This is a genomic window from Wolbachia endosymbiont (group A) of Sympetrum striolatum, from assembly GCF_947250715.1.
Lineage (GTDB): Bacteria > Pseudomonadota > Alphaproteobacteria > Rickettsiales > Anaplasmataceae > Wolbachia.
The window spans coordinates 797,059-810,938 of sequence record NZ_OX366342.1 but is presented as its reverse complement, the minus strand read 5'-3'; the positions used below and the strand labels follow the sequence as shown (position 1 = coordinate 810,938).

The following is a 13,880-nucleotide window of genomic DNA, read 5'->3' as shown; positions in this document are numbered from 1 at the left end:
AATAGCTTCCCACTAAAACATATGGAAATATATAGGCAATAATATAAAAATACTTGAATATAGTCAATGATATAAAAATATTAAGATTTAATAAGATACTATTATTAATATAATGTTCAAATTTTTCTATTATATAAAAAAAGTAATGTATATTACTAAATACTAAACAAACTATAGAAAATTATGCAGCAAATAACAAAAGTAATATTTTCAAGTTTGATTTGTAACACTTTATTGTGGTATGACCACATGCTTTTTGGCCACTTAATAAACATAATAGGTGGTGTGTTTTTTCCATCGGATGATCAACTAACCAGCGTATTGAAGGCTTTTGGAGTGTTTGCAGTGGGTTTCTTAATGAGACCAGTCGGCGCTGCTATATTTGGTCACATTGGTGATAAGCATGGCAGAAGAGTTACCTTATTGCTCTCGATTATATTAATGACTTTATCAACCGTATTAATTGCTTTTGTTCCAGGTTATCAAAGCATTGGAATACTAGCGTCAATGCTGGTAGTTTGTTTAAGATTATTGCAGGGTATATCCCTTGGAGGAGAAGCAGGAAATGCACCATTTTTAATAGAACACGCTCCTAAAAACAAAAAAGGATTTTTTGGCAGCATTGAAGTATTAAGCGCAATTTTTGGTTCAGTATTAAGCCTGATAGCAGTACTCATATGCAAAAAAGTATCTGATTTTGAATCTTGGGGGTGGAGATTACCTTTCATTTTCAGTTTAGCAATGGGATTAATCAGCATATATATGAGATATATACTTGATGAAAGCCCAGAGTATAAAAGACAGAAAAATCCATCTAAACTGCCATTAAAAGAGTTATTGAATAGCTATAAAAAACCTTTTCTGATATCAGTTGGGGTTGATATAGTTGAAAACTCATCTCTTTACATATATCTGGTATTTTTCAATGTGCTTACATCAACAATAAATACTCATTTTAACCATATGGTAGAAATACTGAGTCAAATTGCGCTCGGAGGATTGACAATATTGTTTGCAATACTTTCTGATAAGGTAGGAAGAGAAAAAGTTATGAAATTTTCATTTATAGCTTTTGTAATAGTGAGTTATCCAGTTTTCTCAATGTTATGTAGTGGCAATTACTTACTCACTTTTACGGCACATATTCTTTTTATAATTCCAATAGCTGCATCGCTTGGTCCTGTCAGTGCATTTATGTGTGAATTATTTCCAACAAAGGTTCGGTACAGCGGATTTGGCTTGTCAAGAAATATAGCTGCTGGATTTTTTGGTCGCCTTGCACCATTTATATGCACAACAATTATCAAAGTTACAGGACAAGAGACTTCAGCTAGTTTTTACATGATTTTCTGTGCATTAATTGGGCTAGTTGCTATATCGCAAATTAAGGATTAGCTTTCTTCAAGATCCAAGTATAGTTGCAGTATAGCAGAGTTTAAAAAAATCTAATTATATGGTGGGAAGTGCCAATTTTTAGGTGATAATGTGAATATTTCAGCACCATCTTTAGTTACTCCGAGCGTATGTTCAAATTGAGCAGAAAGTGAAAGATCGCGTGTTGTCACTGTCCAGTCATCGATTTTACTGAGCAGAGTCTCATGTTTTCCAGCATTAATCATTGGCTCTATTGTAAAAAACATACCTTCCTTCAAGATGAGATTTTCATCTTGATCATAGAAATGCACTACATTTGGTGGAGCATGAAAGACTTTTCCTATACCATGTCCGCAGTAGCTGCGTACGATAGAATATCCAAAATCTCTAATATGTTTCTCTATAGCAAGCCCTATTTCATTTAACTTATTGCCGGGTTTAACTTGTTTAATTGCTTCCATCAATGCATGATAAGTAGCGTCACACAAACGTTTTGCTTTTATTGATGGCTTGCCAACCCAAAACATGCGACTTGTATCACCATGCCAACCATTTAAAATCACCGTGACATCAATATTTAAAATATCTCCATCTTTAAGCGTTTTATCATCGGGAACACCATGGCACACAACTGCATTTTTTGAAGTGCAAATCGATTTTGGATACCCCCTATAGTTTAGTGGTGCTGGAATTGCACCTGCATTAATTATAAAATCATGACATAGATCATTTAACTCATTAGTTGTCACCCCTACCTTTACGTACGGTGCAATGAAATCAAGAGTTTCAGCAGCAAGCCTGCCAGCCTTGCGCATAAATTCAAAATCTTCTTGTGAGTGTATAGTTATGTTCATATTTTCCATGTCTTATTGTAATTGGTACGCTTACTTGCAAGTACATAAATGTAATAACTTTACGTATTATGAAAATAAGCCCTATGGATCCTAGTGTCAAGTCATTTGTATGAAAGGTGGTCAAGCAAGAAGTCTATTTAATAATCTGAACTATACAACTACTATCTCAGGATAATCTGAAGGTTTTTTGTGATAGTAATCGATGCTATTAGAATTCACCTCAATGTAAGTATTGTAGATACGATTCTCAAAACCACCTCTCTCTTGTTTTTTAGAGATACGCTTTTCTTCAATTTGTTCTATAGATAGTCCACTTTCTTTGCCTAATGCATGTATGACCTCAAGTAAATCAGCTAACTCTTCAAGGTTTTCATCTGAGGTTTTAGAGGCAATAACTTCCTTTACTTCTTCTAAAAGTTTATCTTTGAGACGTTCAATGTATTCATCTTTTTCCATCACCCTCTCATAAACAATAATTCCATGGGAACGTATAATTTCAGTTGTATGATCACGAACAAGTTTATTAATTTTGAAACAATGTTTTTTATTCATAATGTTTCCTTTGACAGATATAAGAATTTCATTCAGTAAAATTAAACTGTAACTTTTGATTTAACCCAATGGTACAACTTACTTATTTTACCATCTTGACCGAGCATTCCAGAGTTATTCTTATAAAAAGTTTCAACTATTAGCTTTATAGAACCTATAGCAGCAGAAAATACAGGATTTTTATCATATTCGCCATCAAGACCGCTACAAGACTCAGGGCACCCAATTCGAACTTGCTTATTGAATATATAGCCTGCAATTTCCTTCATGCTTGTGAGTTGACTAGTTCCACCTGTGATCACTACTTTATTAATTGGATCTTTCTGCTCTTGAAATTGCTCTCTTACCATTTCAAGTATTTCTTCAACTCTTGGTCTTATGATGTTAATAAGCTCAGATTTGAATACTTGAGTAGGTTCATCATTTTCACTATTTTGGACTGTAATATATTCGTTCTCATCTATTGAAGTTACGATAGTGCTACCATACAGTATTTTTATATACTCTGCACGTTCTATGCTTGTGCATAGCCCGTAAGCAATATCTCGAGTGATATGAACGCCACCAATTGGAACGCTGCTTGCATACACAAGTTTCCCTCTTTTGAAAATTCCAATTGCAGTGCACCCACCGCCTATATCAACAATAGCAGTCCCGAGCTCTTTTTCATCTTCACTCAGACAGGCAAGACCTGCAGAATATGCAGAAGCAATACAACCTGCCATATTTAATCCACCATTATTGGTAATACAGTTTTCAATATTGGTAAGCGCTGGACGCGAAGCAGTGACAACATTAACATCAGCAGATAGTCTTTTTCCGTACAATCCACCAACTTCTTTTATGTCAGTCATGTCATCTAAGTGATATTTCAGTGGTATATTGTGAATGATAACATTTTCTTCAATATATTTCTCAAACGTCTGAAAAACTACACGTTTTATATCCCGGTCAGAAATTTCATGATTAGCTGCAATAATTTCATTATGTACATTAAAAGATGAGATGCCACATCCAGCAATGTTCACATATATCTGGTCTATAGTTTCCTCTGACACTTGCTCAGCTAAACCTATAGTTGATGAGATGGAGTAATTTGCGTGTTTTACATTAGTTATCGACCCACCGTTTACACCTTCTGCAATCTTATGGCCCGTTCCTGTCACTTTATAGCTGAAGTTGCCATTTATTTTAACGATTAGACAAATAATCTTTGTTGTACCTATGTCTAAAACAGCAAAAACGTTTCTCTTTGGTTTTGCTATTACTGCAGAGTACATTAGTTAACCTTATTACGCAATTTCATTTAAATTGTAGCTTTCTTTAATATTTATATTTCTATTATAGATATAGCAACATTTTAATATACACTAAATTCTGGACAAAAGGAAAAGCAAAACATAGAATTATAATTTTTATGTCCATATTACCAATTGTAATTGCCCCTGATGAAAGACTAATCACACGTGCCAGTGAAGTAACAGATATAAACGATAAAATTAAAGAATTAGTAAACGACATGTTCGAAACTGTGTACGATGCAGAAGGTCTTGGCCTTGCTGCAGTGCAAGTTGGAGTGCTGAGGAGAGTTTTTGTTATGGACATTCAGCTCTCTCGAGCTGAAGACGAGCCAGTAGGGTATGAATCGACTGGCAAATTTTACATGATTAACCCTGAAATTACGGAATTATCCGATGAACAAGTAATTCTCAAAGAAGGGTGCCTTTCAATTCCAGAGCAAAGCTATGAAATTAAGCGTCCAAAATATTTGACTGTGAAATATAAGGATTTAAATAATGAGGAACAGACGCTAAAAGCTTGCGGCTGGCTCGCAAGGTGTATTCAGCATGAGCTAGATCACTTAAATGGCATATTATATATTAGACATTTATCTAAATTAAAGTATGATATGGCCATGAAAAAAGCACAAAAGGTTAAAAAGCATTATGAGCAATGAAGACCTAGAATTATTAAAATTTTACCATGAAGTGGGCGTTGATTGCACACTAACAGAGGGTGAAGAGGAAAAAAAGTTGGAGAGCAAAGAGGGTGTGCAACCCTCTGTTATCCAAACTGGGACCCAGAAGAAAGATGCAGATACGCGCTGGGGTGACACTAAAGATGGAAAAGACATGTTTCCAAGTGATTGGATAATTGAAGCAAGGAAACTTGCAAGTAAATGTAGTAGTGTGGATGAACTAAGAAGTGCAGTTGAATCATTTGAAGGTTGTGAGATAAAAAAAACTGCAACTAATACTGTTTTTTCCGATGGTAATCCAAACGCAAAAATTATGCTCGTTGGTGAAGCTCCAGGAGCAAATGAAGACCTTCAAGGCATACCATTTTGTGGTGCAAGTGGAATGTTGCTCGATAAAATGTTAAATGCAATCAATCTTGATCGCACTAAGGTATACATAAGCAATACCGTATTTTGGCGCCCACCTGGCAATAGAAAGCCAACCGACCTAGAGCTTGATATGTGCAGACCATTTGTTGAGAAGCATGTTGCACTGGTTTCACCGCAAATTCTAATTTTGGTCGGGGGAATTGCGTGTTATAGCCTTCTTGACAGCACAAAAACTATATCGAATTTGCGTGGTAGATTTCATACGTACACTAACCAATATTTATCTCACTCAATCACTACAGCTGCTATATTTCACCCAGCTTACCTACTGCGTCAGCCAATGCAAAAACGTTTAGCCTGGGAGGATTTAAAGAAGATTAGGGAGTATCTTAATAATACCAATAACTGTACGAATACTTAACACCACTGGTGTCAAGAAGTAGCCCGCAGAAAGGAAAAAACTTACTTGACAAGTTTCGTCAGCCCCCTTATCATGAAACTGAAGCTATTTCATTTAACTTCGCAATCTGTGCAGATTAAAACGACAAGAAAACTTGTATTTGTCGTACTATGCTTAATTTTTTGCACGATGACACTCTCGCATATAAACTCACTACTTTCATTTGTTTCTTTCTCTCTATTTTCTTTTTTTCTCTTTATCAATCTCTCTATCAGTTGCCCGTATACATCCGATAAGCGTTTATCTGCTAACTCATCAGGCTCATATCGACAGGTAACAGTTAATGTTCTTTTTCTCATAGTTTCTCCTGTAAATGTTTTCATAGTTCAGGCACTCCTTTTTTCCATAAATCCATTTATCAGCTATTCTTGCGAAAAAGACGCAACTGTTAACCTTCGTTTTGTTTTACTTTTATGCACAATTTTGGAAACACATAGCGCTATCTTTCATCAATTAAGCTCTCTTCCAAATCATCAAGCTCCTCTTTTCCCTCTAATGATCTTCTTTTCCAAATGACACGTTCGAACTTTTCTTGTAATAATTTTACTATACCACAAAACTAGCTATATTGGCCTACTTTTACCATATTTATATACGAACCAATTTGCTTAACTTCGTTGCAACAATTTCAACCTTCTATTTTCACAACCTTATTTTTACCAAACAAGCTCTCACAAAGATACGTACTTTTTTGCGGTTTTAGAAAAAGTAAATGAACAAATTTTTTGTGACGCTACAGAGTCTGGTATTTTCTACAAATTTTCACGTAATTTGTTAACAAAATTGACAATCACTGAAATACTGGCTAAAATATTTATATGATAATTTTAGTAAGGAGAAGAAATGGATTTTAATGAACATGTTAAGTACGGTGTCCTTTATTGTCATTGCGCCGTAAACGTAAGTGAACTAGTAAGCTTTTTACAAAATAGAACAGACGTTACAAAACTTAGTTTGCACAGAGCAGAAATTGGCAATGAAGGTGCAAAAGCTTTAGCTAATCTTACAAATCTTACTACACTTGATTTGAAATATAACAATATTGGCAATGAAGGTGCAAAAGCTTTAGCTAGTCTTACAAACCTTACTAAACTTGAATTATCTGATAACAATATTGGTGATGAAGGTGCAAAAGCTTTAGCTAGTCTTACAAACCTTACTACACTTGATTTGACATGTAACAATATTGGTGATGAAGGTGCAAAAGGGTTAGCTGAAGGTAATTTTACAAATCTTACTACACTTGAATTATCTGATAACAAAATTGGTGATGAAGGTGCAAAAGGATTAGCTGAAGGTAATTTTACAAATCTTGAATGGCTTTGGTTAGGTAGTAACAAAATTGGTGATGAAGGTGCAAAAGCTTTAGCTAGTCTTACGAATCTTACTAAACTTGAATTATCTGATAACAACATTGGTGATGAAGGTGCAAAAGCTTTAGCTAGTCTTACGAATCTTACTAAACTTGAATTATCTGATAACAACATTGGTGATGAAGGTGCAAATGAGTTAGCTAATCTTATACATTGCGGGATATGTTTTAAAAGACACCCTAAATTACAAATAAAATCTAAAAACAACAACAAATACTATGTTTGTGGCGGTATAGCAATTGGTTTGTTTTTAGGTTTGAGCATAGCATATCTTGCAGGAGCTGCTACTTTAACTCCTGTTGGTGCTGTTGCGGTGTTTCTTGTAGCTGCAGTAATTGGTGCATTAGTAGGTTATGGTGTTGGAAAGTTTTGCGAGAGAGTTAGTGAGGAAAAGCAAGAAGATCCCGATATAGGTACGTGTGATGCTGTTAAGAGCGTCCTTTCTAGTGTATGGACTACTGGGCACAATAAATCGCCAGTGTATTCTTAAATCTTGATTCAAATTATCAGCATATGCACAAGCTTTAAGTAACCTAAAGTCCAATATGTTGGCCTATTTTCATCCTATTTAGACACATACTAGCAATGATAGTTTCGCGTTTTTAGAAAGAATTAAAGCAGTCAAACAAGCATGTAGTACCTAAAGATACATTTCTTTGAAGATTTATGTACTTTTTTTTTCAACACTTTCCCAAATTAATTCCCATTTCTAGTTGCTTTTTAAGATTAGGAATAACTTATGATTGGTTCTGATATTCTGAAGTAAAAAAAACTTGACATACGAAATAATGTTTGTATTTTTACCATATTGTTTTCATATATTGTACTTTTTAGACTAGGAGGTATATATGGGTTTTCTAGATAAGCCAGTTATTGAAGAAATAGCATCAACAGAAATACCTAGTATAAGTAGATTATTTGCTACTTTTATCCCTTCTGCTTTGTCGATCTTTTCTCTGTAGATTTGCCTTCTTTCGGACAAAAATTCTATTAGTATGTTCAGTTCATCTCTTGATTCCTGATTATCAATTCTTTTGAATTCTCTCGTCAAACTTAATAGCTCATTTTCCGCTTCCTCGTCTTCACCTTCATAGTAATCTTCTTCCGTTATTAGATCTTCAGCATCCACTGATAATATATTTCTGCAACTTTACACGCCACCTCGCTTAAAAAGGTACTCTTCCCTTGTTCATAGTTATGTATTTGTGAACGTGCTACACCTAGCTCTTTTGCCAATTCCTCTTGAGTATATTCTCTTATTATCCTCCATTTCTTCATCTCTTGTCCTTCCTTGTAACGCTTACAGACAACTAGCTCTTTATTATTATATTCATTTGTTGATAAGCCTGTTGCTCGGTAGATAATATCAGCATCAAATTCTAACTCGAGCATATTTTTTGCCATTCTTATTCTTGCTGCTTTTACATCACTTTCCTCTTGAGCTCGAATAAATTTGGTTAATGGATTAATTGCCTTGCGCGGTTCTCTCCCCTTTGTTTTCATGTATTTTCCCATGAAATCGTACGTCTCTTGCGCCTTATCTTTATCAAAACAACTGTCTTCTCTTGGTGGAGGAAGTAGATTACTAATAGGAACTGACAATGCCTTTGCTATACGTTTTAACTTTTCAGTTGGAATGCCACATTTTCCTTTTACATACCTTAGCAGCGTATAGTATTCTATACCTGTTTTATTTGCTAAATCTTTTTGGGTATATTTTCGCTTTAATATCCAGCTTCTTATATTTTGTGCTATTTTGTACCTTATGGAGATAGTAGTACGTTTTGCCATGCCGCTAACAGAAATAAACTACACATTATTACACAGGTTAGCATAAATTTACTATGAAAATGTTGACTTCAAGCTCTTTATTATGAAAGATGTGAGAGCTCGATGGTAGGTTTGAGCTTTTGGCTCGTATTTTATTAGGCTCTCACACCAAAAATAAGTATTTTTAAAGCTCTTTATAGCTACTAAATCCATGAATTCATTTGCCGGGGTTTTTAGGCGCTTTATGAGGGGGGTATAAAAAGATCTACAAAAGGACCTCTAAGGTGCGTAGTAGTATTCTAAAGCCACCTATGGGAGACATTTTTTTCATCAACGCATTCAAAACTTAAAAAAATAAACTAAAAATAAAGAAGTTGAATATTTTTTCAGAATTGTGTATAATTATTAATGCTTTTTAGGTTAGTTCGTTATGGCTCTTTCGAAGTTTCTCGATCCAAAGAATGATGGTGTGCTGCAGCAACAAACAGGGTAATGTCTGTGAGAAGCTTTATTGAAGATGAAGGAAGGTCCTTCGAAATCGGTTTTCAGGAGCAGGTTTCAAACCACCTTAAGTGGCTCTATTTAAGAGATAGGGTCATAAGCGTTAAGGAAAAATCAGCGTAAGAGCTGGAAGGTGTGGATCAGAAAGGCGAACGTAAGTGAACCACTGATGAACGTGTCGAAAAGGGAAGTGAACATCGAAAGGAGGAGTGAGTTGTTCTCCTCTTAAAAGCGTACAGGGAACCTGATTACTGTGTAGGCGGTGTTCGGCATAAAGGTGGCGTGAGTCTGATCTGGGCTTTAATAAGGAACTGCAGGAACCAGTCGATTTGATGCAAAGCGAGACAAGCAAGAGGCAAATCCTCAAGCTTTAGAGTAGCGATACAAATCACTGGGGCGGATCAACTCGTAGTAGTGAAGAAGTGGTTGTAATGACCATGGAGCGAAGGGGTTGAACTAGTCGACTTTAGTAAATCATTCAACTTGAAGGAGGATGAAAATGATTGAACGAACAAAGCCTTTTGATATACCGAAATCTCTAGTGTTTATGGCTTATAAAAGAGTGAAAGAAAACAGAGGAGGAGCAGGTATTGATGATCTAACAATTGAAAAGTTTGATCAAGACTTAAGCAAGAACCTTTACAGGCTATGGAATAGGCTATCATCTGGTAGTTATTTTCCACCTGCAGTTAAGGCTTGTGATATAACCAAGGCAGATGGAGGGACAAGGACACTTGGAATACCAACTGTCTCGGATCGTATAGCACAGGAAGTTGTAAGAAGTGTTTTAGAACCAGAACTTGAGAAGGTATTTGATGAGGATTCATATGGTTATAGGCCAAATAAATCAGCATTAGATGCCATAGGACAAACCAGGAAGCGATGCTTCGACCAAAATTGGTTAATAGAGTTTGACATCAAGGGAATGTATGATAACATAGACCACAATCTACTGATGAAAGCAGTCAGAAAGCACACTACAAACAAATGGGTTCTCTTATACATACAAAGATGGCTAAGTGCAGATATACAACTTGAAGATGGAACAAAGATAAAGCGTCTCAGCGGAGTGCCGCAGGGAGGTGTAGTTAGTCCTATCTTAAGTAACCTATTCATGCACTACAGCTTTGATGTGTGGATGAGAAGAAAATATCCAAGTGTAAAGTGGGCAAGATATGCTGATGATGGTGTTATACATTGTGTAAGCAAGATCCAAGCACAACTAATTTTAAGTCAACTTGAGCAGAGACTGAAGACTTGCAAGCTGGAAATAAAACATACAAAGACCAAAATCATCTACTGTCAAGATGGAAAACGAAAGGATAGTCATGAGAATGTGTCATTTACATTCCTAGGATATGAATTTCGCAAAAGGCTTGTAAGAAATAGAAAAGATGGTAGTCTATTTGTAAGTTTTACTCCAACCGTAAGTAAAGAAAGTCTGAGAAAGATGAAGAAAGAAATTAGAGGCTGGAAATTTGCTAGAAGAACAAACTTGGAAATAGAAGATATATCACGAATATGTAATCCAATTCTAAGGGGTTGGTTTAACTATTACGGGAAGTATCACATAACTGCGCTAGAGGACATAATAAGAATGTTTAATAGGAAACTCAGAAAGTGGTTTCAGACAAAGTACAAGAAGCTGAGTAGGCATAAAACCAAAGCAGCTAAGTTACTAGAAAGAATCGCAAAGAGTAGACCAAATCTTTTTGTGCACTGGAAATTAAGTATAGGGTTAGGGCAATGACTAGTGGGAGCTTTATGAGACGCGAGGGTGCGCCGTGGTACGCATTAAGAAATACTTAGCAGAGCTAAGCGGGGTTCAGAATAAATGGCCTCGAGGTGAACAACTAACTTTAACCCGAAAGGGAAGGAGGACAAGAGCATGTATGTAAAGCGAGAGTTATCTGAAGATGTGTAAGATAACGGCTTGCAACACCTGATCAATATGGTTAAAGCTAAACTGCTTGAATTCTAATCTTCAGGGGTGGGACTTCACATCCATGGGTATCGCATTTAAAACCCCATGTCTACGGTAAGCACAGATTAAACTTTCGTTTGTGTGACATTCTGGCTGTAGAACGATAAGTAGTGAACTTATTTAAGAGGATGAATGGAAAACCTAAGTTGATCTAGAACAGTTCTTAGTGACGGAACATGGGATGACCTAAGGAACGCGAGTTCTATGGTTACGGAGTCATCGTAGTAGTCGTGAAAGTAACGAATCACCGGGGAGCGTGGGAAAGCCACATACAGGGCAAAGGGTGACAGATAATTGAATGTTGAAATTGGGAGGTACGCAAGATGCGGAAAGCTGAAACAATACTTAACATTATACGTGAACGTGGACAAAGAAATTTGCCGGTTAAAAACGTATATCGCCTACTTTATCAGCGTGATCTTTACCTTCGAGCGTATGGCAAACTTTGTCGTAATAAAGGTGCTATGACAGAAGGTGTGACAACTGAAACAGTTGATGGTATGTCTTTGGAGAAAATCGATAAAATCATAGAGGATTTACGCTATGAGCGATATCGGTGGACACCAGTAAAACGTATCTATATTTTAAAGAAGAGTGGTAAACGCAGGCCGTTAGGATTGCCAACATGGTCAAATAAGTTACTTCAAGAAGTAATCCGATTAATATTGGAAGCCTACTATGAGCCTAAATTTAGTGAATGTTCACATGGATTTCGACCAAAGCGTGGATGCCACACTGCATTAAGAGCAGTAATGCAAAAAGGCAGAGGTACAAAATGGTTTATAGAGGGAGATCTCAGTGCATGTTATGACTCAATTGATCATACTATGTTGTTGAAAATACTGAGTGAAAGCTTCCAAGATAACCGTTTTATTCAGCTAATCAATCGACTGCTAAAAGCAGGATATATGGAAAATTGGAAGTACAATAAGAGTCATAGTGGGGTACCACAAGGTTCTATTATTGGTCCAATTTTGAGTAACATATTACTCGATCGGTTAGATAAACATGTGGAACATATACTAATACCAGCAAATAACCGAGGTAAGCGAAGAAAGACAAATCCAAAATATTTAAGGTTAACCATGCAAGTATCGATGATGAGAAAACAAGGGAACTGGGATCAAGCAAAACAACTGCGTCAATTAGTGCAGGGTATGCCATCTAAGGATTCTTGTGATCTAAATTATCGACGTCTTTGGTATGTTAGGTATGCTGATGATATTCTGGTAGGGTTTGCAGGACCAAAAAATGAAGCTGAACAAATTAAAAATGAGATTGCTAAATTCCTCAATGAGGAGCTCAAACTTATGCTTAATGAAGATAAAACGCTTATTACACACGCGTGTGATAGCAAAGCCAATTTTTTAGGTTATAAAATACACGTCTTGCATGCAGATGATAAACATGATCATCGGACACAACGATGTATTAACGGTAGTATTGGGTTACGTGTACCACATCATATAAAGCAGAAAAAGTGTTCTGAATATATGCGTTGTGGAAAGCCTATACATTTACCTCAACGTACACTTGATACAGCTTACAGTATTGTTGCTCAGTATCAAACTGAATATCGAGGAATTGTACAATATTACAAAATGGCCTACAACCTTCACACACTAAGTTATTTGAAGTATGTGATGGAAGTATCATTAGTAAAGACTTTAGCATCTAAATACAAAACAACTTGCAGGAAAATTTATAGAAAATTTGGTGCAATGATTGAAAACGACGAAGGTGAAAAACGAAAAGTCATCCAAGTCAGAGTAGATCGTTTACCATCAAAGATACCATTAATTACACACTTTGGTGCTGTGTCACTAAAATGGAATAAATGGGTAAGTATAAGTGATAACCTTATACCAATATGGAATAAGCGTAGTGAAATAGAGCAAAGACTATTGGCACAAACTTGTGAATTATGTAAATCACAAGAGCAGATTGAAGTACATCACGTACGTAAACTTGCTGATTTGCTAGGTAAACGTAATACTGAGCTACCGAAATGGAAAAAGAGAATGATTGAACGACAGAGGAAGACTCTTGTTGTTTGTCATGAATGCCATAAGAAAATCCAATATGGAAAATATGATGGTGACTCCTTAAAACGTTAGATTATTGGAGAGCCACGTGATACGGAAACTATCATGCGTGGTTCGGAGAGGGGTTGTTGGAAAAGTACTTAACAAGTAACTCGCTGGCTGCCCACTCTACCTCACGTAGGGTTCTGCGAGGGGCCAGGAAGGAAGTTTTCCTGGTCTACTCTCCTCGCATTTCGCCGTATCTTTGGTACTGAAAAAAATAAAGGTATCCTTATTCACTTCCTCAATGATATTCTGGGTTTTGCTGGCAAAAATGCAATACAGGATATAGAGTTTTTAAGTACTATTCAAGACCCTGATATCGCCGCTAAAAAGCAAAGTATTGTTGATGTTCTCTGTAGAGATTCTACAGGTGCTCAATACATTTGCGAGATGGTGCGACCTGAAAGTCTTCGGTCATATTGTTTAAAGGGAGAGGAATTCCTTCAGAAAGAAACTGAAAGAGTTCTAAAACTTATTAAACCAGATGTTTTGCCATCTGAGTCTACGCATCAGTGCGAATCGGGTAACCGGTTGGTGCCGAGCGATGCGGACAATGAACCTCCTCTTGAAAAAAGAAG

The 13,880-nt window shown here is 36.2% G+C and carries 12 protein-coding genes and 1 pseudogene; 7 read left to right on the top strand and 6 right to left on the bottom strand.

All coding sequences use genetic code 11. From position 1 onward, the window contains the following. Positions 1-183: 183 nt before the first annotated feature. Positions 184-1,395 carry an MFS transporter gene (locus OOK87_RS03995; RefSeq protein ID WP_264688124.1) on the top strand — a complete coding sequence of 404 codons (1,212 nt, stop codon included), beginning with the start codon at positions 184-186 and terminating at the stop codon, positions 1,393-1,395. A gap of 50 nt (positions 1,396-1,445) precedes the next feature. Here OOK87_RS03995 and map read toward each other — a convergent pair whose 3' ends face one another. From map to ftsA, 3 genes are all read right to left on the bottom strand, one after another. Then, the gene (gene map / locus OOK87_RS03990; RefSeq protein ID WP_264688483.1) at positions 1,446-2,228 is read right to left on the bottom strand and encodes a type I methionyl aminopeptidase; all 783 of its coding nucleotides are present in this window, start codon (positions 2,226-2,228) and stop codon (positions 1,446-1,448) included. Positions 2,229-2,378: 150 nt separating this feature from the next. Next, the gene (locus OOK87_RS03985; protein WP_264688123.1) at positions 2,379-2,684 is read right to left on the bottom strand and encodes a nucleoside triphosphate pyrophosphohydrolase; all 306 of its coding nucleotides are present in this window, start codon (positions 2,682-2,684) and stop codon (positions 2,379-2,381) included. 137 nt (positions 2,685-2,821) lie between these two features. Further along, positions 2,822-4,060, bottom strand: coding sequence for a cell division protein FtsA (ftsA, locus tag OOK87_RS03980; RefSeq protein WP_264688122.1), 1,239 nt, complete (start codon positions 4,058-4,060; stop codon positions 2,822-2,824). Positions 4,061-4,197: 137 nt separating this feature from the next. Here ftsA and def point away from each other — a divergent pair, with 137 nt between their 5' ends. Continuing rightward, positions 4,198-4,737, top strand: coding sequence for a peptide deformylase (def, locus tag OOK87_RS03975; protein WP_253309681.1), 540 nt, complete (start codon positions 4,198-4,200; stop codon positions 4,735-4,737). Then, positions 4,727-5,548: a uracil-DNA glycosylase gene (locus OOK87_RS03970; protein WP_253309680.1), complete on the top strand. Its 822-nt coding sequence runs from the start codon at positions 4,727-4,729 to the stop codon at positions 5,546-5,548. Before def ends, OOK87_RS03970 begins: the two co-directional genes overlap by 11 nt. A gap of 89 nt (positions 5,549-5,637) precedes the next feature. Here the strand turns inward: OOK87_RS03970 and OOK87_RS03965 are convergent, their stop codons facing one another. Beyond that, entirely contained in the window at positions 5,638-5,910 is a 273-nt protein-coding gene (locus OOK87_RS03965) for a hypothetical protein (protein ID WP_264329155.1), read from the bottom strand. Positions 5,911-6,430: 520 nt separating this feature from the next. Here OOK87_RS03965 and OOK87_RS03960 point away from each other — a divergent pair. After that, complete coding sequence (locus tag OOK87_RS03960) at positions 6,431-7,450, top strand: leucine-rich repeat domain-containing protein (protein ID WP_264688121.1); 1,020 nt, start codon at positions 6,431-6,433, stop codon at positions 7,448-7,450. Positions 7,451-7,795: 345 nt separating this feature from the next. Here the strand turns inward: OOK87_RS03960 and OOK87_RS03955 are convergent, their stop codons facing one another. Further along, positions 7,796-8,089 (bottom strand): transcriptional regulator, encoded by a 294-nt coding sequence (locus tag OOK87_RS03955; RefSeq protein ID WP_264688120.1) that lies wholly within the window; start codon positions 8,087-8,089, stop codon positions 7,796-7,798. Further along, positions 8,071-8,751, bottom strand: coding sequence for a helix-turn-helix domain-containing protein (locus OOK87_RS03950; RefSeq protein ID WP_264688119.1), 681 nt, complete (start codon positions 8,749-8,751; stop codon positions 8,071-8,073). Before OOK87_RS03950 ends, OOK87_RS03955 begins: the two co-directional genes overlap by 19 nt. A 979-nt stretch (positions 8,752-9,730) precedes the next feature. Between OOK87_RS03950 and ltrA the strand changes: the two genes are divergently transcribed. The 3 genes and pseudogenes from ltrA to OOK87_RS07345 all read left to right on the top strand — a co-directional run. Then, a complete protein-coding gene (gene ltrA / locus OOK87_RS03945; RefSeq protein WP_253309676.1) occupies positions 9,731-10,981 on the top strand; it encodes a group II intron reverse transcriptase/maturase in 1,251 nt (416 codons plus the stop codon). A 557-nt stretch (positions 10,982-11,538) separates the two neighbouring features. Then, positions 11,539-13,332 carry a reverse transcriptase/maturase family protein gene (locus tag OOK87_RS03940; RefSeq protein WP_253309139.1) on the top strand — a complete coding sequence of 598 codons (1,794 nt, stop codon included), beginning with the start codon at positions 11,539-11,541 and terminating at the stop codon, positions 13,330-13,332. A gap of 168 nt (positions 13,333-13,500) precedes the next feature. Further along, positions 13,501-13,695: pseudogene (locus tag OOK87_RS07345) on the top strand (PD-(D/E)XK nuclease family transposase); the annotation flags it as partial. Between the last annotated feature and the right edge of the window lie 185 nt (positions 13,696-13,880).